The organism is Halorubrum sp. SD683 (assembly GCF_002135045.1).
GTDB lineage: Archaea > Halobacteriota > Halobacteria > Halobacteriales > Haloferacaceae > Halorubrum > Halorubrum ezzemoulense.
Map to the genome: position 1 here is coordinate 17,800 of NZ_NEWJ01000014.1, position 18,347 is coordinate 36,146.

Consider the following 18,347-nt stretch of genomic DNA (forward strand, 5'->3'; position numbering starts at 1 on the left):
GACTAGCCTCTCCTCCCGCGACCGTCGCGGCGTCTCGCAACCTTTTACAGCACCGCCCGCACAGTAGTCGTATGGCCAGTTTCGACGCCGCCGAACGTCGCATGCTCGACCGACAGATCTGTATGCGCTGTAACGCCCGCAACGCCTCCGAGGCCGAGCGCTGCCGCAAGTGCGGCTACACCAAGCTCCGCCCGAAGGCGACCGAGCGCCGCGCGGCGTAACCCGGCCGTTTCCGGGTCGTTCACGGCCCTTCTCACGGACTCTCCTTCTGACGACCAGGTGCGCGTGTGCCTCGCTCCGCCCCAGCCTCGCGGTTCGCTCGGGGCTCCCTTCGGTCACCCCTCTCTCACCGCGTCCCTCGCACGCGCTCCTCGCGGCCGCCGAAGGCGGCCGCTCGGAGGCGCGCGCCGAAGTCGGTGGTCGGTCTCGCAGTCACTCGGTTTTAAACCCGGCTCCCGCTCACCCGTCGGGGTATTTCGGCTCGCGGCGCTCGGCGCGCTCCGTCGCGCGCTCGATCACCTCGCGGAGGGTCTCCGGGCCGTCGACGGCGCGGTAGATGTCGCCGTGGCCGGGGAACATCGCCCTCGTGGAGTCGGGCAGCCGGTTGAGGATCTCGCGGAGACTCTCGATCAGGCGCTCGCGCGACTGGCCGGCCATGTCGGTCCGGCCGAACGAGCCGTCGTCGAAGGCGCCGTCGTTGTACACCACCACGTCGCCCGAGTAGAGCCGCTCTGCGCCGACGAGCGAGACGTGGTCGTCGGCGTGTCCGGGGGTGTAGACGACCTCGCAGGACTCGTCGCCGACCACCACCTCGTCGCCGTCCCCGAGCGCGGCGTCCCGGAGCGGGTGATCGGCGTACGCGAGCACTTCCGCGTCGAAGCGCTCGACCACCGCGCCGAGCTCGCCCACGTGGTCGCGGTGCTGGTGCGTGATCACGACGCGGTCGAGGCCGTCGACGCCGGCGTCGGCGAGGGCGTCGGCGACGGCGTCCTCGACGCCGGGCATCGTTCCCGCGTCGACGAGCGTCGTCTCGTCCCCGACGACGAGGTACGCGTTACAGGTGAACTCCTCCGCGTCCGCGGTGACGGTGATCGGCTCCATGCCTCCACTCGCTCGCGGAGCGACAAAAGCGTACAGTCGCACCCTAGCGAGCCCCTCAGGTCCGCTGACGGCCGTGGATTTATGACTCACCCCCTGTTAGTGTCACACACAAATGGGCTTCGGCAGCTACGACGAGTCCGAACAGGAGAATCAGGACCTGGACGCGGACTTCGACGACGACGACGGCGTCCGGGCTGCCCAGGAGACCCACCAAGGGTCCGTGGACTACGAACCCGGCGCCTCGAACGACGAGCTTCTCGACCGGCTCCAGGAGATAAAGTCCGAGGACGCGTGAGTGACCACGCCGAGCCGCGCGCTCGGCGTCGCTTTCTCTGACGCCCGCGACGTGAGCCACGCGGCCGGCGTCGTCGTTCGCGCCGACGGGACCCCCGACGGCTTCGCGTTCGCGCGGTGTACCGTCGGCGGCACCGACGCGACCGACGCGGTGATCGACTGCTGGCGCACGCTCGCCCGCGAGGAAGTCCGCCACGTGGTCTGTGCGGGGGTCGCGCCCGCGTGGTTCAACCTCCTCGACCTCGACGAACTCGCCGAGACGCTCGACCGCCCGGTCTACGCCGTGAGCTACGAGGCGAGCCCCGGGCTCGAACCGGCGCTCCGGGACGCGTTCGACGGCGAGGCCCTCGCCGACCGGCTCGCCGCGTACCGGTCGCTTCCGCCCCGCGTTCCGGTCGGCGACCCGAACTCGGATCGGCCCCGATTCGTCCGCGCGGTCGGTATCGAACCGGAGCGCGCCGCCGCGGCGATCCGGGGACTCACTCGCGACGGCTTCCGGCGCTGTGAGCCCCTCCGGATCGCGGCGCTCGCCGCGAGCGCGCACCGTGAGGCGGCGACGGCCGAGTAGGCGGGGCTCGGCGTGCGGCCCGTTCGACCGACGCTACTTAGACGACCGCGCCCGGAGGCGTGGGCATGAGCGAACACGGCGGCGACGGCTCCGCGCTCGACGAGGACCTCCGAGTGCCATCCTGCGAGCGGTGCCCGGCGCTGGTGGAGTCGCGGAGCCGGATCGTCGACGGCGTCGGCCCGACGAACGCGGACCTGCTGTTCGTCGGCGAGGGGCCGGGCGCGACCGAGGACGAGGAGGGCGAGCCGTTCGTGGGGCGGTCCGGCGACGTGCTCGACGAGGCGCTGCGCGACGCGGGGCTCGCCCGCGCCGACGTGCGGATCACGAACTGCGTGCGCTGCCGACCGCCGGACAACCGCGACCCGACGACCGAGGAGCTGGCGAACTGCCGCGGGTACCTCGAAAGCGAGATCGACCGACTCGACCCGGAGCTGATCGTGACGCTCGGGAAGGTGCCGAGCGAACACCTCCTCGACCGCTCGGTCGCGATCACCGGCGAGTCCGGCGACGTGGTCGACGCGCGGCTCGCCGGCGTGTCGCGGCGCGTACTGTTATCCGTCCACCCCGCAGCGACGCTGTACGACCGGAGTCAGCGCGACGGCTTCTTCGAGACGATCGCCCGGGCGGCCGAACTGAGCGGCGTCAGCGACCGGGGAGAAAACGGCGGCGACGGCCAGTCGCGGCTCGGCGAGTTCTGAGTCGGCTCAGTCGCGGCGGTCGCCGACGCCGAGCCACTTCTTCGGGTCGAACAGGCCGCGGATCGCTTCGATGAGCCCCTTCCCCTCGTGCTCGCCCGGCCGGAGCCGGGCGCGGATGCGCGAGGAGATGAGTTCGATGCCGAGGACGACGATGAACACCATCACCAGCCCCGCGGCGGTCTGCTGGAACTCGAAGAGGTCCTGACTGTTCCGGATCATCAGTCCGAGCCCGCCGGCGCCGACGACGCCGAGCGAGATCGCGATCCGGGTGTTGATCTCTAAGATGTACAGCGTCCACGCGATGAAGGAGCGGGAGACCTGACTCAACATCCCGAAGCTCACGGTCTGGGTGCCCGACGCACCGGTCGACCGGATCGCCTCGATCGGCCCCTCCTCGATCTCTTCGAGGTCGTCGGTGAACAGGCGGCCGAGGTTCCCGATGCTGTCGGTCGCGATCGCGAGCACCGCCGTCACCTGTCCCGGTGGGCCGATGGGGATGTACAGGAAAATCCAGACGATGGCGGGGATGGCGCGGATCCCGCTGAGGGTACCCCGGAAGATGAAGTTGAACGGGAACGGCGTGACGCGCTCGCTCCCGAGGACCCCGAGGACGAGCGCGAACGGGAAGGCGAACACGGTGCCCATGATGCCGAGCAGGAGCGTCACGAGGCTCGCCTTCACCAGCGACTGCCGCGACGACTGGAAGCTCTCGATGATGTGGGCGCCGCCGTCGCCGAAGCTCGCGGGGATCGCTTGTAGCCCGCTGATCCCCTGGTCTTTGGTGTAGATCGTGAAGTTCTGGAAGTCCGGCGGGAAGAAGCCGGTCGAGATGAACTCGTACATCCCCGGGAGCCGCCCGGCGACGACGTTGGGCTGGAACCCGATGAAGCCGAGACCCCAGTAGGTGACGCCGAGAACGGCCGCGAGCAGCCCGGCCCACAGGAGGTATTTGAGTCGGCGGAGCCGTTCGAGCGCGCGGAACTGGTCGTCGATCGCCGAGTCTGGCGAGCTCACGCCCGCTCACCCCCGTCGGCGGCGGCGTCGACGTCGGCGTCGCTCCCGCCGAGTTCGTCGCCGCTCGTTCCGGTCGGAACCGTCTTGCCGCCTTGGGCTTCGCCGTAGTAGATCCGGTCCATCTCGTCCATGGTGAGGTCGTCGGCGTCGCCGTCGAAGATCACCTCGCCGTCGCGGATCCCGAGGAACCGGTCCCCGAACTCGCGCGCGATGTTCACCTGGTGGAGGCTGGTGATCGTGGTGAGGTCCTGCTCGGTCGCCGCCTTCTTGAGGTAGCGCATCACGTCGCGGGCCGCCTTCGGGTCGAGGCTGGCGACCGGCTCGTCGGCGAGGACGATCTCGGGGTTCTGGACGAGCGCGCGGGCGATCCCGACGCGCTGTTTCTGTCCCCCGCTCATCGACTCGGCGCGCTGCCCGGCCTCGTCGAGGAGGCCGACGGTCTGGAGTGCCTCTAGGGCGGTCCGCTTGTCCGCGTCGTCGTGCATCCCGAGGGCGCTCCGGAGGAGCCCATTCCGCGAGAGCGCCCCGGATAGCGCGTTGCCGAACGCGGTCTTGCTCTCGATGAGGTAGTGTTCCTGGAACACCATCCCGACCCCGCTGCGGTTCCCTCGAAGCTCTTCGCCGCCGATGCGAACGGACCCCTCGGTGGGTTCCGTGAGCCCGTTCAACACCCGCAGCATCGTCGACTTGCCGGCACCGGAGGGACCGAGCAGAATGACGAACTCCCCCTCGTCGATGGTGAACGACACGTCGTCGAGGGCGACGGTGTCCTCGTCGTATATTTTACTGACGTTTTCGAATTCGATCGTTGGCATGAGGTGTGAGTTTGTCCAAAAACAGACCGATCGTGTGAAAAACGATCCGAAGTTGGGGGACCGTGAGGGATCTACTGGTTGAAGATGTCGGTTCCGACGCCGAGCTCGTCGGCGACGTCGATGACGGACTGGTAGTCGTCCTGGGTCGCCCCGCGGACGCGGCTGAACCAGAGGTCGTCTCCGGTGCCGTCCTCGCCGTCCGCGCCGTAGTAGATGCTGTCCGGGCCCTCCAGGAACGCCTCCTGGATGGCGCTTTTCACGTCGTCGTCGAGCTCGGGCGAGACCACGATCGGTGCGCGCGGGAGCCCCTCGTCCTCGTGGAGGGTAGTCGCGACCTCCTGCCACTCGTCTGGCGTGGGGCCGGTCTTCGTGTCGCGGACGAAGCCGCCCATCGCGGCCGCGTCGACCTGGCCCTGTTCGAGGAGGGTGTACGAGCCGACGTGGCCGCCGGCGAAGCGGGCGTCGAACTCGGCCTGCGAGCCGTTGCCCTCGGGGAGCTCGCCGACGTCGAGGTCCCCCTGGCTCGACATGCTGTACAGCGGGTACAGCGCGCCGCTGGTGGAGAGCCGGTCGGAGAACGCGACGGTCTTCCCGGAGAGGTCGGACAGCTCGGTGATGTCGCTGTCGTTCGGCGTCGCAATGATGCTCTTGTACGTCCAGCCGCCGTAGCCGTACCGCTGGAGGATGACCTCCGCGTTGCCGGTCTTCACGCCGAGGGCGGCCGCGAACGGCCCGGTCTCGGCGATGTCCAGCGTCCCCTGGCCGAGAGACTGGATGATGGCGCTGTAGTTGCTTCCGATGGTCCCCTCAACGCTGAGGTCGCTGGGGACATCGTAGTTCTCCCGGAGGTAGCTCCCGATGTGCTCTTCGAGCGGGGAGTACTGTACGTTGAGGTCCTCCTGCGGGACGGACGGCGAGATGCCGAAGTCGATCGTGCCGTCGCCGCCGAACGTCATCTCCGGTTCGCTGTCCGACCCGTCGGAGCCGTCCGACCCGTCAGAGCCGTTCATGCCGTCGGAGCCGTCCGACCCGTCGCCGCCGCCGCTACAGCCGGCCAGTCCAACGATGCTTGCCGCACCCGCGATCTTGAGGAATTGGCGTCGTCGCTCCATGAGGAGTACGTGTGTGGGTTTTACTGTTCTATCAAAAGTGTTGCTGTTCAAATATACGTACGGCTACGTACCGCTATGCAACGCCTCACGGATGGAAACTGACTTCCACCGCGGTCGCGAATCGGAACCATGGACGAATCTCCACCGGACCGCGACGTGTCCGTCGCGCTCGTGGACTACGGGCTCGGGAACCTCCGGTCGGCGACTCGGGGGTTGGAGCGCGCGGGCGCGACCGTCGAGATCACCGACGATCCCGAGGCGTTCGCCGCGGCCGACGGCGTCGTTCTCCCGGGCGTCGGCGCGTTCCGTGAGGGGATGGAGAACGCCGGCCCGCTGCGCGAGGCGTTGACCGACCACGCCGAGGCCGGTCGCCCCCTCTTCGGGATCTGTCTCGGGATGCAGATGCTCCTGACGACGAGCGAGGAGGCCGACCACGAGGGCGAGGGCGAGGTGACCGGACTCGACCTGATCTCCGGTACCAACGTGCGCTTCGAGGTGGACCGGAAGGTGCCGCACATGGGCTGGAACGAGCTGGAAGTCGAGCGGGAGCACCCGCTGGTCGAGGGAGTCGACGGCGAGTACGCCTACTTCGTCCACTCCTACTACGCCGAGCCGGACGACGCCGACGCGGTCGTCGCCACCGCCGACTACGGGGTCGACTTCCCGGCGGTCGTCGCCAACGAGGCCGGCAACGTGTTCGGCACGCAGTTCCACCCCGAGAAGAGCGGCGAGACGGGGCTGACGATCCTGCGGAACTTCGTCGACTACTGCGCGGAGCGGTAGCCCCCGTTCCCTTCTACAGCGCGTCGTACGGCCCCGGCTTGGCCGCGGTCAGCCGGTCGACCTGCTCGTCCGACAGGTCGATCGTCGCCGCCGCGAGGTTCTCGCGCAGCTGGTCGACCGTCCGGGCGCCGACGATGGGCGCGGTGACGCCGTCGCGGTGCGCGAGCCACGCGAGCGCGGTCTGCGCGGGCGACGCGCCGACCTCGTCGGCGACCGCGTCCAGCTCGTCGTGGACGTCGAAGTTCTCCTCGGTGAGGTACGCCTCCTGGAAGCGGCTCGACTCGGCGGCCTTCGAGTCGTCGGGGAGGTCCGCGTCGCGGTCGTACTTCCCCGTCAGGAAGCCCTGCCCGAGCGGGCTCCACGGGGAGACGGCGAGATTCTGCTGGCGCGCGAACTCGAGGTAGTCCCCCTCGATCTCGCGGTCGACGAGGTTGTACCGCGGCTGGAGCACCGTGAACGGCTCCCACCCCTCGCTGCGGGCGATCGCGTTGGCGCGGGCGACCTTCCAGGCGTTCGGGCGGAGCGTGGAGGCGCCGAGGTAGTGGACCTTGCCGGACTCGACGAGCCCGTTGAGCGTCTTCATCAGCTCGCGGGCCGGCGTCTCGTCGTCCCAGCGGTGGATGTAGAGGACATCGATGTAGTCGGTGTCGAGCCGGTCGAGGAGGGCGTCGACGCGGTGGCGGACGTTCTTGCGGTTCGTCCCGCGGCTGTTCGGGTCGCCGTCGCGGATCTGCCAGTACACCTTCGACGCGATCGTGTAGCGCTCCCGGTCCCGCTCGGCGAGCCAGTCGCCGATCCAGCGCTCGCAGTCGCCGCCGCCGTACACGTCGGCGGTGTCGATGTACCGCCCGCCGGCCGCCTCGTAGGCGTCGAGCAGCTCGTGGGCGCGCTCCTCGTCGATCTCCACGTTCCCCGCCTCGGTCACGCGGCCGAACCGCCACGTGCCGAACTGGAGCTCGCTCGTCCGCAGGCCGGTTCGGCCGAGCGGCACGGTTCCCAGGTCGATCTCGTCGAGTTCGGGCGTCATCGCCGAACGGTTGTCGCGGTCGACGCAAAAAGGCACAGCAAGCGGACGCGATGTGTCAACGAGTGTCGATCGCAGGGTCCCAGCGGCGGCTACTCACAGGTCACGGCGAAGTGCTCCTTGGCCGCGGCCGCGGTACACACCGGGCAGCCCGTGTCGAGGATTGTCTTTCGCATCGCGTCGTTGACCTCGATAGTCTGGTCGCAGTCCGGACAGGTGAAGTGAACGGTGGTCAACGGCCTTCCTCTCGGTTCACGGATGCGCGGGCTGTGACCATAAATGAACGGTTCCGAACCGCGGCGCCGACGCCGCCTCGGAGGCGAGCCCTCACTCGGTCCGCGGGACCGCGTACGCGCCGACCGCGAGGAAGACGGCCGCGAGCGCGGTCAACACCAGCAGGTCGCCGGTCCACGCGCCGCCCTCGAAGGTGATCGCCCGGGTCCCCCGCGCGAAGTACGTCAGCGGCGAGGCCGCGACCGCGGGCCGGAACCACGCCGGCAGCAGCGACGGGGTGACGAACGTCTCGGAGAGGAAGAGGAGCGGGAGCGCGACCGTGTTGCTCGCGGCGATCACGCCGTCCTGCGAGTCGGCGAGCGCGCCGAGGACGGCTCCGAGCCCGCAGAACAGCGCGACCGCGACCGCGACGAAGACCGGCAGGACGGCCAGCGCGGGCGAGAGGATGAGCGTCGCGTCGGTCACCGCCAGCACGAGCCCGAGGATGAGCAGGCTCGCGGCGCCGATGATCCCGACGTTGACGAGCGTGTGCGCGAGCAGCCACTCGGCGCGGGAGAGGGGCGTCGTCGCGAGCTTCTCGAACCGCCCGCCGTCGCGGTGGCGCGCGATCTCGGACCCGACGCGCGACAGCGGCGTGAACAGGACGACGACCGCGAGGTAGCCGGGGATGTAGTAGCCCGCGGGCTCGGCGAAGAGGCCGCCGCCGGTCGGCTGGGTCCGCACCAGCGCGCCGAAGATGACGACGAGGATGACCGGGAAGAAGAAGGTGAAGAACACCGCCGTCCGGCGGCGCGTGAACGAGCGCGCCGCCGCGACCGCCTCCGTCCGGACCCGCCCGAGGCGGCTCATCGCTCCCCTCCGTCGGTGACGGCCTCGGTCGCCTCCGCCGCGCCGCCCCGCCGCGCGTACTCCTCGCCGGTGAGCCGCAGGTACACGTCCTCCAGCGACGGCTCGGACCACGAGAGCGAGTCGAACGCGACGCCGGCCGCGTCGAGCGCGTCGACCGCGTCCCCGATCGCCTCCGGGCGGACGCCGCGCACCCGGAGCCCGCCGTCGGTCGCCTCGACGGTCGGGTCGTCCCCGAGGCGCTCGCGGACGCCGGCCGCGACGCGCTCGACGGTCTCCTCGCCCGTCGCCGTCGCGGTGTCGGCGTCGAGGCGGGGCGCGCCGCCGTGCTCGGCGACCAGTCGGTCGGGGGCTCCGCTCGCGACGACCCGCCCGTCGCGGAGCAGCGCGACCCGGTCGGCGAGCCGCTCGACCTCGTCCATCGCGTGGCTCGTGAGGAAGACGGTCGTCCCGCCGGCCGCGAGCCGCTCGATCAGGCGGTGGATCGCCCGGCGGCCGGCCGGGTCGATCCCCGTCGTCGGCTCGTCGAGGAAGAGGAGGTCGGGGTCGTTGACGACGGCGGTCGCGACGCAGGTGCGCCGCTGCTGGCCCCCGGAGAGCGTCTCGTACCAGGCGTCGGCGTCGTCCGCCATCCCCACGTCGCCGAGGACGGACTCGGTGTCGCGGGCCGCGTCGTACAGCCCGCCGTAGTAGTCGACCAGCTCCCGGGCCGTGAGCCGCGCGGGCGGGTCGAACGACTGCGGCAGCAGCCCGATCCGGGCCGGGTCGACCGCCGCCGGCGCCTCGCCGAAGACGCGCAGGTCGCCCTCGGCCTCGGTGGTCCCCGTGAGCGCGCGCACCAGCGTCGTCTTCCCGGCGCCGTTCGGTCCGATGAGCCCGAACACCTCGCCGGCCGCGACGTCGAGGTCGACCCCGTCGAGCGCGACGACCTCGCCGTACTCCTTCCGGACCCCCTCGCCGGCGACGACGGGGTCGGCCGCGGCCCCGTCGGCGGCCGTTCCCGCGGCGGCGTCGGCGGTCGCTGTCTCGTCCATGCGATCGACTGCGGCCGCCGCGCGCGTAAGGGTTACTTTTCGGTCGACGCAGGGGTGTCGGCCCCTCTGGCGCGGTCGTGGTCACCGCGCCCGCCCTCCCGGTCAGGTCCGTTACGTCTAAGCGACGCGCCGCCGACTCACGGGACATGCACTACCACGAGGCGGCGGCGTTCCTATTCGACCTCCGCCGCTTCTCGGTCAAGCCCGGCACGGATCGGGTGGAGGCGCTGCTCGCGCACCTCGGGGACCCGCAGGCGGACGTTCCGTTCGCCCAGATCGCCGGCTCGAACGGGAAGGGCAGCGCGGCGCGGCTGACCGAGTCGGTCCTCCGGGAGGCGGGGCTGTCGGTGGGGCTGTACACCTCGCCGCACCTCTCCGCGCTCGCCGAGCGGGTCCGCGTCGACGGCCGGCAGATGACCGAGTCGGCGATCGCCGACTTCGTTGAGGCGGTGCGCCCGTGGCTGATCGACCGGGCGGCCGCCGGCGAGCCGCTCACCTTCTTCGAGGTCGTCACGGCGATGGCCGTCCGCGAGTTCGCGCGGCGCGACGTGGACGTGGCCGTCCTGGAGGTCGGCCTCGGCGGCGAGTACGACGCGACCAGCGCGGTCGACCCCGTCGCGACCGCCGTGACGAACGTCTCGCTCGAACACACCGACGTGCTGGGCGACACGATCGCCGAGATCGCCCGGACGAAGGCCCGGATCGCCCGCCCCGACGCGCCGCTCGTCACCGCCTGTGAGGGCGAGGCGCTCGACGTGGTCCGCGAGGTCGCCGGCGAGGCGGGCGCGCCGGTGACGCGAGTGGTCGGAGACGGCGCGTCGGAGGCGGCCGATCCCGATGATAGCGACGAGGACACCGAAGCCGACGATAGCGACGAGGACGCTGAACCCGACGAGCGCGACGAGGGCGCCGACCCCACCGATAGCGACGCCGAACCCGACGACCCGCCGGCGTTCGCGGCGAGCTACGAGGGTCGCGTCAGCGCCACCGACGCCGAGGTCGCGCTCGCCGGCGAGCGCGAGGGCACCTACCGAATCCCGCTCGTCGGGCGCCATCAGGCGACGAACGCGGCCGTCGCCGTCGCGCTCGCGGACCGGACCGCGGCAGCGTTGCGAACCGACCTCGACGACCGCGACGTGCGCGACGGCCTCGCGCGGGCGACGTGGCCCGGCCGGTTCGAGGTGGTCGACACCGCGCCGCTGACCGTCCTCGACGGCGCGCACAACCCCGCGGCCGCCCGCACGCTCGCCGCGACGCTCGCCGAGTACGACTACGACGACCTCCACCTCGTGTACGCGGCGATGCACGACAAGGACCACACCGAGACGGCTGCGGCGCTCCCGGACGCGGCGACGGCGGTCACCTGCCGGCCCGCCATCGACCGCGCCGAGGACCCCGCGGTCCTCGCGGCGGCGCTGCGCTCCGCCGGCGTCGACCGCGTGACCGCCGGCGACGACGTGGCGGACGCGCTCGCGGCGGCGGTCGACCGCGCCGAGGCGGGCGACTGCGTGCTGCTCGTCGGCTCGCTGTTCGCCGTCGCCGAGGCCCGGGCGGCGCGGATGCGAACGGTCCGCGAGCGGACGGTCCGCGGCGTCGACGGCGCGGCCCACGCGCTCGACACGGCCGGCGTTCAACCAGACGGGATCGCGGCGCACCGGGACGGCGTCGACCACCGCACCCTCACGCTCCGACTACGAGGCGATCGGGCCGAGCGCGTCGCGGCCGCGGCGCGGATCGTCGGCGGCGACGCGGCGCTCGGGGGGCTCGGCGCGAACGAGGACCGGGGGGCCGGCGGCGAGCACGTCCCCGTCACCGTCGCGGGAACGGTCGCCGAGCTCCGCGCGCTCGTCGACCGGCTCGCCGCGAGCGACGGCGGCGGGCTCGGCGGCGTGGCGACCGACATCGCCGCGTCGGTCGGGATCGACGCGCCGGACGGCGGTCGGAGCTCCGAGGGCGACGAGCCCGCCCCGGAGTTCCCGTGGAGCGACCGGACCGCCGTGATGGGCGTGCTCAACGTCACGCCGGACTCCTTCCACGACGGGGGGCGCCACGCCGACCTCGACGACGCGGTCGCGGGCGTCGAGCGGATGGTCGACGCCGGGGTCGACATCGTCGACGTCGGCGGCGAGTCGACCCGTCCGGGCGCGGACCCGGTCCCGGCCGACGAGGAGATCGAGCGCGTCGTCCCGACGATCGAGGCGATCCAGTCGGTGCCCGCGGTCGGGTCCGGGGACGTGCTCGTCTCGGTCGACACGCGCAAGCCGGCGGTCGCGCGGGCGGCGCTGGACGCGGGCGCGGACATCATCAACGACGTGACGGGGCTGGAGGACCCGGCGATGCGGTCGGTCGTCGCCGACGCCGACTGCCCGGTAATCGTGATGCACAGCCTCGACGCGCCGGTCGACCCGGACGCCGACCCCGAGTACGACGACGTGGTCGGCGAGGTCGTCGACGCGCTGCGCGAGCGCCTCGCGCTGGCCGACACGGCGGGCATCGACCGCGACCGCGTCATCGTCGACCCCGGGATCGGCTTCGGGAAGTCGCCCGCGGAGGACTTCGAGCTGCTCGCGCGCTGCGGCGAGTTCGCGGCGCTCGGCTGCCCGGTCCTCGTCGGCCACTCCCACAAGTCGCTGTACGGCGCGGTCGGGCGCGACGCCGACGACCGCGAGCACGCGACGGTCGCCGGCACCGCGCTCGCGGCCGACCGCGGCGCCGACATCGTCCGGGTCCACGACGTGGCCGAGAACCGCGCGGCGGTCGACGTCGCCGCGGCGGCGAACGGCGCGCTCCGCGACGGGGAGGACCCGGAGTGACTCGGCATCGGTGCCCGCTCGGCCCGGGAGCGGCCCCGCGCCGCGCCGACGGCAGCGTTTTGCCTCGCGATCCCCTCGCGCCGGTATGACCCGGCGCCTGCTGCTCGGCTGTAGCGCGGTCGGGAACGCGCTCGTCGAGCGCGCCCGCGAGGAGCGCGGCGACCGCGACGACCTGGTGGCGATCACGGACGACACCGGCTGGGTGTCGACGCTGCGCGACCGCAACGTCGCCACCGTCGAGGCCGACCCCTCCGACCCCGCGACGTATCCGGACTCGGCGGCGGTCGTGCTGGTCGCGAGCGACGACCCCGAGCGCAACGTCGCCGCCGCGCGCGCCGCTCGGGACAGGTACCCGGACGCGATGATCGTCGCGCACCTCGGTACGGCGCCGACCGAGGAGCAGCGGGCGGCGGTCGAGGCGGTCGCCGACCGCGTGGTCGACCCCGTCGAGGCGGTCGTCGATCGGGTCTCCGAGGCGATCGGACTCGCCGACGGTCGCGGCGCCTCCCCCGGGGCGGCCCTCTCGCGCGCCAATGCCGACGACGGCGAGAAGCCGGCCCGGCTGCTCGCGACGCTCCGGGGGTTCTCGGGGCCCCTGTTGGTCGTCGCGCACGACAACCCCGACCCGGACGCCATCGCCAGCGCGCTCGGGCTGGCGCGGATCGCGGAGTCGATCGGCGTCGACGCCGACGCCTGCTACGGCGGCGACATCTCCCATCAGGAGAACCGCGCGCTGGTGAACCTCCTCGACATCGGGCTCCGGTCGTTCGACGGGGTGGACCTCGACGAGTACGGCGGCGTCGCCCTGGTCGACCACTCCCGCGCCGGGATCAACGACAGCCTCCCCGAGGGCCACCCGGTCGACGTGGTCGTCGACCACCACCCGCCGCGGGGGCCGGTCGCGGGATCGTTCGTCGACATCCGGCCCGACGTCGGTGCGACGAGCACGCTCATCGCCGAGTACCTCTCGCGGTACGGGATCGCGCCGGACCGGGAACTCGCCACGTCGCTGCTGTACGGCATCCGGATCGACACGAAGGACTTTACCCGCGCGACCGCGACCGACGACTTCGAGGCGGCCGCCGCGCTGCTCGCGCACGCCGACGAGTCGACGCTCGAACGCGTCGAGAGCCCGAGCGTGAGCCCGGAGACGCTCCGCGTCCTCGCGGCCGCCATCGAGAACCGCGACGTGCGCGGGTCGGTCGCGGCCTCCTGCGTCGGCGAGATAACCGACCGCGACGCGCTCGCGCAGGCGGCCGATCGGCTTCTCGACCTGGAGGACGTGACAGTGACGTTCGTCTACGGCTACACCGACGGCGTGATCTACGGCTCTGCCCGCGCCCGCGGCGCCGAGGTCGACGCCGGCGAGTTGCTGCGCGACGCGCTCGATCCCGCGGGGTCGGCCGGGGGCCACGCCTCGATGGCTGGCGCGCAGGTCCCGCTCGGCATCCTCTCCGCGGTCGACGAGTCGGAGTCGCTGCCCGAGGTCGTCGAGGAGTTCGTCGCCGGGCGCTTCTTCGAGGCCCTCGACGACGCGCCGGCGCAGCCGACCGGGCTTCCGCCGGAGTTCCCGACGGACTGAGGCGCCGTCGTGCGAACCGGTCTCGAGGCGGCGTAAGACACTCATCACCGGGCGCCGAGATAGCGTCTGTTCCCGCCATGTCCGACGGCCTCTACGACGAGCGCCCGCGGCTGTACGACGCGATCCAGTCGGAGTGGGACTACGACCGCGACGCCGGCTTCGTGTTCGACGCGCTCGCCGACCGCGGCGTCGACCCCGAGCGTCTGCTGGAGGTCGGCTGCGGAACCGGCGAGCACACGCGCCGGTTCGCGGCCCGCGGAGTCGACGTGACCGCGATCGACGTCCACGAGGGGATGCTCGCGGTCGCGCGGAAGAAGTGCCCCGCCGACGCCGTCTCGATCTACCGGACCGGGCTCCCGGAGCCGGACCTGCGCGACACCGAACCGTTCGACGCCGCCGTCGCCATCCGCGGCGTCGTGAACCACCTCGGGCCCGGCGACCTCGACCCCGCGCTCGCCGCGCTCCGGGACCGACTCCGGCCCGGCGGCGTCCTCGTCTTCGATAATTCCCCGCTGCCGTCCGACGGGAACTCCCCGGGTCTCGACGTTGGCCACGACGCAAATGGGGAACTCCGGTACGTCCGCGTCGCGCACCACGTCGCGACCGACGACGGCCGGCTCGACTGGCGCGCGGTGACGTTCACCCCCGACGGCGACCCGTTCACCGACCGGCGCCGGATGACGCCGTTCGCCGACGAGCGGATCGGCGACGCGCTCGCAGATGCCGGGTTCGACGACGTTGACGTGTCCTCGGGGTACGGCCCCGGCGACGACCGGAGCGTGTTCGTCGCGGTGCGGTGAGCGGGTCCGCGGCAGTTCGTCGAGCGGGTCCGCGGCAGTTCGTCGAGCGGGTCCGCAGCAGTTCGCCGAGCGGGTCGGTGGCGGTCCGGCGGGCAAGTCCGCGGCAGCATCGGCGGGGCGGTCGTGCGGGAATCGCGCAACGGTCGCAACGTACATAGGACGCGGCGGCCAACTGTAGGTAATGACCGACGACATCGTCGAACACCGCCGACTCATCATCGCCGGCACCGGTATCTCGGGTCTCTCCGCGGCCATATACGCCGCGCGCTCGAACAACGACCCGCTGCTCGTCGAGGGCGACGAGCCGGGCGGCCAGCTCACGCTGACGACCGACGTGGAGAACTACCCCGGCTTCCCCGAGGGGATCTCCGGGCCGGGGCTGATCAACGACATGAAAGAGCAGGCGCAGAAGTTCGGCGCCGAGACCCGAAACGGCGTCATCGAGGACGTCTCGAAGGAGCCCGCGGGCCACTTCCACGTCGCGCTCACCGACGGCGACGTGTACACCGCCGACGCCGTCATCGCGGCGTCGGGCGCCAGCGCGCGGACGCTCGGCGTCCCCGGCGAGGAGGAGCTGATGGGTTACGGCCTCTCCACCTGCGCGACCTGCGACGGCGCGTTCTTCCGCGACGAGGACATGCTCGTCGTCGGCGGCGGCGACGCCGCGATGGAGGAGGCGAACTTCCTGACGAAGTTCGCGGACACGGTGTACATCGCGCACCGCCGCGAGGAGTTCCGCGCCGAGGACGTGTGGATCGAGCGCACGATGGACGCCGTCGAAGACGGCGAGATCGAGCTCCTCCTCAACACCGAGCTCACCGAGATCCACGGCACCCCCGAGGACGGCATCGACCGCGTGGCCCTCGTCGAACACCCCGACGGCCACCCGAAGGAGAAGCTCGACGACCCCGCGACCGCCGACGCGGTCGACGAGTACGACTTCGACGTGGGGGCCGTCTTCTACGCCATCGGTCACACGCCGAACACCGACTTCCTCGAAGGCACCGGTATCGAGACCGACGACGACGGCTACCTGCTCACCGAGGGCGGCCGCGGCGGCGGCCAGACCCGGACCGGCGTCGAGGGGCTCTTCGGCGCGGGCGACGTGGTCGACTTCCACTACCAGCAGGCGGCCACCGCCGGCGGGATGGGCGTGAAGGCCGCGCTCGACGCCGACGAGTACCTCTCCGAGCGCGAGCGCGCCGGCGAGCTGTACGAAGGCGAGCTCGACGCCGCGGCCGCGGACGACTGAAGCGCGGTCCGTCGGTTCCGACGCGTTCGATTCGCCGTCTCGACGGCTCCGTCCACACCCGTGACGCGATCGGTGACGCAAACCCCTCTTTGAGTTATACGCGGTACTATTTCCGCCTCTCCCGTCGTTGGACACGTGATGAACAGACGCGGTCTGGTCGTCGTCGCCGCTGCGCTCGCGTTGTTCGTGACCGGTAGCGCCGTCGCCCTCGCCGGCCCCGTGTCGGGAGGGCCCGGCGGCCTCCTCGGCGGGGCGAGCGATCCGCCGGCGCTGCTCCACTTCGATACCGACGGGGTCCGCTGTCCCGACGACTTCTCGGCGAACAGCTCGACGTCGGTGGTCGCCGGCGCCGAGAACACGGAGATCACGTACTCCAGAAACGTCTCGCTGCCGGGACCCTCGCACGCGATCGGCGGCCCGACGTTCGAGCGGGTGAACGAGTCCGCCTACGTGCTCGACGTTCCGACCGAGGAGACGGACGCGGCGCCGCGGTCGTGTTCCGGCGTCGTCCGCTACAACGGCACGGTGCGGATTCCCGCGGGCGACGACCCGTGGACCCTGATCGTGAAACAGGACGGCGAGACGGTCACGACGCTGCGCGGCGACTCGGACTCCTCGCTCCTCGGCGGGTCGACGAGCGTGAGCGGCAGCGTTTCGGCTCCCGATTCTGGGAGCAACTCGACGGACTCGTCGGAGTGAATCGGGCGAGCTATCGTAGCCGAACTCCCAGTTGCTCGCTTATGAACAACTGACAATCGACCGGCGGTGGCCGCCTCCAAAGCCCCAGCCGAGAGGCGGGCGCACGCTCGCTGTGTTCCTCAGTCGCTCGCGCTGCTCGCTCCTTTCGGTGCTTGCGTGGCCTGTGCCCGTCTCTTGGCTGCCCATTTGAATCCCACCTCGCACAGCAACCGCACCTCACACCTCCCCAGCCTCGTCAGTCGCCCTCCGCGTTGCTCCGGGCGACTGACTCCTTCGCGCGCGCTCCTCGCGCCCTCCGGGCGCTCGGAGGCACGCGCCACCGTAGTTCTATTTGTAAATGGTCGCCATCGCCGACCGATTCAGGACAGAATCTCCACGTCGTACCCTTCCGCTTCGAGTGCGTCGACGATGTCGGCGGCGTGTTCGGCGTCGTCGGTCTCTAATTCGAGTTCGAGTTCGGCGGCGTTGACGGCCACGTCCCGCGAGGTTCGGTCGTGGTGGACCGCGTACACGTTCGCGCCGGTGCGCGCGACGATGCTGGAGACGCGCTCCAGTTCGCCGGGTCGGTCCTTCAGGTCGATCGTGATCTTGAGGTACCGGCCCATCTGGACGAGCCCGCGCCGGACCACGGTGCCGAGGCGGTTGAGGTCGATGTTACCGCCGCAGAGCGCGGCGACGACCGTCTCGCCGTCGTCGTACTCGAACGCCTCCGAGAGGACGGCGGCGAGCGCGACCGCGCCCGCGCCCTCCACGAGCGTCTTCGCGCGCTCCAAGAGCAGCGTGAGGGCCAAGGCGATCTCGCGGTCGTCGACGGTGACGACCTCGTCGACGTACTCCGCCATGACCTCGAGGGTCTCCTCGCCGACCGACCGCGTCGCGATCCCGTCGGCGATCGTGTCGACGCTGTCGATCTCCGTGACCTCGCCCGCCTCGAGCGACTTCGCGGCCGACGCCGCACCCTCCGCCTGGACCCCCACGACGCGCACGTCCGGCAGCTGCTCTTTGATCGCCACCGCGACGCCCGAGATCAGGCCGCCGCCGCCGATCGGGACGACGACGGTGTCGAGGTCGGGGCAGTCGTCGACGATCTCCAAGCCGAGGGTCCCCTGTCCGGCCATCACCACGGGGTCGTCGAACGCGTGGACGTAGGTCCGGTCCTCCTCGCGCTCCAGCCGGTGCGCGTACGCCTGCGCTTCGTCGTAGTCGACGCCCTCCAGGCGAACGCTCGCGCCGTACCCGCGGGTGGCCTTCACCTTCGAGACGGGCGCGAACTTCGGCATCACGACGGTGGCGTCGACGCCAGCGCGGCTCGCCGCCAGCGCGACGCCCTGCGCGTGGTTCCCGGCGCTCGCGGTGACGACGCCGGCCTCGCGCTCCGCCTCCGAGAGCGTCTGTATCCGGTTCATCGCGCCGCGAATCTTGAACGCGCCGGTCCGCTGGAAGTTCTCCAGTTTCAGGTGGAGGTCCGCGCCGCTCATCTCGGAGAACGAGCGCGACCGCTCAAGCGGCGTGTGGCGGGCGACGCCCGAGACCCGCTCGCGCGCCTCGCGGATGTCGGCAAGACTGAGCATGCCACCCCGTCGCCGCGCCGCCCGCTAATCGGTTCCGGTCGGGGGCGACCGTCCACGGGACGGTCGACGGCACCCGCCGCGGTCGCCGTGTGCCGACTGCCCGCCGC

19 protein-coding genes are annotated in these 18,347 nt (G+C 71.5%); 10 read left to right on the forward strand and 9 right to left on the reverse strand.

Going from position 1 to position 18,347, the window contains the following annotated elements:
* Positions 1-71 precede the first annotated feature (71 nt).
* On the forward strand, positions 72-221 hold the full coding sequence (locus B9G49_RS06005) for a 50S ribosomal protein L40e (RefSeq protein WP_006629440.1): 150 nt from the start codon (positions 72-74) through the stop codon (positions 219-221).
* Positions 222-459: 238 nt separating this feature from the next.
* Here B9G49_RS06005 and B9G49_RS06010 read toward each other — a convergent pair whose 3' ends face one another.
* On the reverse strand, positions 460-1,101 hold the full coding sequence (locus tag B9G49_RS06010; RefSeq protein ID WP_086215762.1) for an MBL fold metallo-hydrolase: 642 nt from the start codon (positions 1,099-1,101) through the stop codon (positions 460-462).
* Between the two features lie 112 nt (positions 1,102-1,213).
* On the opposite strand from B9G49_RS06010, the gene B9G49_RS06015 reads away from it, so the two are divergent.
* From B9G49_RS06015 to B9G49_RS06025, 3 genes are all read left to right on the forward strand, one after another.
* Entirely contained in the window at positions 1,214-1,396 is a 183-nt protein-coding gene (locus tag B9G49_RS06015) for a DUF5786 family protein (protein ID WP_007995123.1), read from the forward strand.
* Entirely contained in the window at positions 1,397-1,963 is a 567-nt protein-coding gene (locus tag B9G49_RS06020; protein ID WP_086215763.1) for a DUF99 family protein, read from the forward strand. It abuts the gene before it with no gap.
* Between the two features lie 65 nt (positions 1,964-2,028).
* Complete coding sequence (locus B9G49_RS06025; protein WP_086215764.1) at positions 2,029-2,661, forward strand: uracil-DNA glycosylase family protein; 633 nt, start codon at positions 2,029-2,031, stop codon at positions 2,659-2,661.
* 6 nt (positions 2,662-2,667) lie between these two features.
* On the opposite strand, the gene B9G49_RS06030 is transcribed toward B9G49_RS06025, so the two are convergent.
* The 3 genes from B9G49_RS06030 to B9G49_RS06040 form a co-directional block, all read right to left on the reverse strand.
* A complete protein-coding gene (locus tag B9G49_RS06030) occupies positions 2,668-3,675 on the reverse strand; it encodes an ABC transporter permease (protein ID WP_049931821.1) in 1,008 nt (335 codons plus the stop codon).
* Positions 3,672-4,490: a phosphonate ABC transporter ATP-binding protein gene (gene phnC, locus B9G49_RS06035; RefSeq protein ID WP_086215765.1), complete on the reverse strand. Its 819-nt coding sequence runs from the start codon at positions 4,488-4,490 to the stop codon at positions 3,672-3,674. The genes B9G49_RS06030 and phnC overlap by 4 nt, the downstream gene beginning before the upstream one ends.
* A gap of 71 nt (positions 4,491-4,561) precedes the next feature.
* Positions 4,562-5,602, reverse strand: a complete 1,041-nt coding sequence (locus B9G49_RS06040; RefSeq protein WP_049931825.1) for a phosphate/phosphite/phosphonate ABC transporter substrate-binding protein — start codon at positions 5,600-5,602, stop codon at positions 4,562-4,564.
* A gap of 129 nt (positions 5,603-5,731) precedes the next feature.
* On the opposite strand from B9G49_RS06040, the gene hisH reads away from it, so the two are divergent.
* Positions 5,732-6,385: an imidazole glycerol phosphate synthase subunit HisH gene (gene hisH, locus B9G49_RS06045; RefSeq protein WP_049931826.1), complete on the forward strand. Its 654-nt coding sequence runs from the start codon at positions 5,732-5,734 to the stop codon at positions 6,383-6,385.
* A 13-nt stretch (positions 6,386-6,398) separates the two neighbouring features.
* Here the strand turns inward: hisH and B9G49_RS06050 are convergent, their stop codons facing one another.
* The 4 genes from B9G49_RS06050 to B9G49_RS06060 form a co-directional block, all read right to left on the reverse strand.
* The gene (locus B9G49_RS06050) at positions 6,399-7,412 is read right to left on the reverse strand and encodes an aldo/keto reductase (RefSeq protein WP_049931828.1); all 1,014 of its coding nucleotides are present in this window, start codon (positions 7,410-7,412) and stop codon (positions 6,399-6,401) included.
* A gap of 89 nt (positions 7,413-7,501) precedes the next feature.
* Entirely contained in the window at positions 7,502-7,645 is a 144-nt protein-coding gene (locus B9G49_RS16160; protein ID WP_143414683.1) for a zinc ribbon domain-containing protein, read from the reverse strand.
* A 91-nt stretch (positions 7,646-7,736) separates the two neighbouring features.
* Positions 7,737-8,492 carry an ABC transporter permease gene (locus B9G49_RS06055; RefSeq protein WP_049931830.1) on the reverse strand — a complete coding sequence of 252 codons (756 nt, stop codon included), beginning with the start codon at positions 8,490-8,492 and terminating at the stop codon, positions 7,737-7,739.
* The gene (locus B9G49_RS06060; protein ID WP_086215766.1) at positions 8,489-9,523 is read right to left on the reverse strand and encodes an ABC transporter ATP-binding protein; all 1,035 of its coding nucleotides are present in this window, start codon (positions 9,521-9,523) and stop codon (positions 8,489-8,491) included. The genes B9G49_RS06055 and B9G49_RS06060 overlap by 4 nt, the downstream gene beginning before the upstream one ends.
* 146 nt (positions 9,524-9,669) lie before the next feature.
* Between B9G49_RS06060 and folP the strand changes: the two genes are divergently transcribed.
* The 5 genes from folP to B9G49_RS06085 all read left to right on the forward strand — a co-directional run bounded on the left by folP (position 9,670) and on the right by B9G49_RS06085 (position 16,669).
* On the forward strand, positions 9,670-12,336 hold the full coding sequence (gene folP, locus B9G49_RS06065) for a dihydropteroate synthase (RefSeq protein ID WP_086215767.1): 2,667 nt from the start codon (positions 9,670-9,672) through the stop codon (positions 12,334-12,336).
* 85 nt (positions 12,337-12,421) lie between these two features.
* Complete coding sequence (locus B9G49_RS06070) at positions 12,422-13,918, forward strand: DHH family phosphoesterase (protein ID WP_049931836.1); 1,497 nt, start codon at positions 12,422-12,424, stop codon at positions 13,916-13,918.
* Positions 13,919-13,995: 77 nt separating this feature from the next.
* On the forward strand, positions 13,996-14,718 hold the full coding sequence (locus B9G49_RS06075) for a bifunctional 2-polyprenyl-6-hydroxyphenol methylase/3-demethylubiquinol 3-O-methyltransferase UbiG (protein ID WP_086215768.1): 723 nt from the start codon (positions 13,996-13,998) through the stop codon (positions 14,716-14,718).
* 181 nt (positions 14,719-14,899) lie between these two features.
* Positions 14,900-15,970: an NAD(P)/FAD-dependent oxidoreductase gene (locus B9G49_RS06080; protein WP_086215769.1), complete on the forward strand. Its 1,071-nt coding sequence runs from the start codon at positions 14,900-14,902 to the stop codon at positions 15,968-15,970.
* 138 nt (positions 15,971-16,108) lie between these two features.
* On the forward strand, positions 16,109-16,669 hold the full coding sequence (locus B9G49_RS06085; protein WP_086215770.1) for a hypothetical protein: 561 nt from the start codon (positions 16,109-16,111) through the stop codon (positions 16,667-16,669).
* 359 nt (positions 16,670-17,028) lie between these two features.
* Here the strand turns inward: B9G49_RS06085 and ilvA are convergent, their stop codons facing one another.
* Positions 17,029-18,240, reverse strand: a complete 1,212-nt coding sequence (ilvA, locus tag B9G49_RS06090; RefSeq protein WP_086215771.1) for a threonine ammonia-lyase — start codon at positions 18,238-18,240, stop codon at positions 17,029-17,031.
* Between the last annotated feature and the right edge of the window lie 107 nt (positions 18,241-18,347).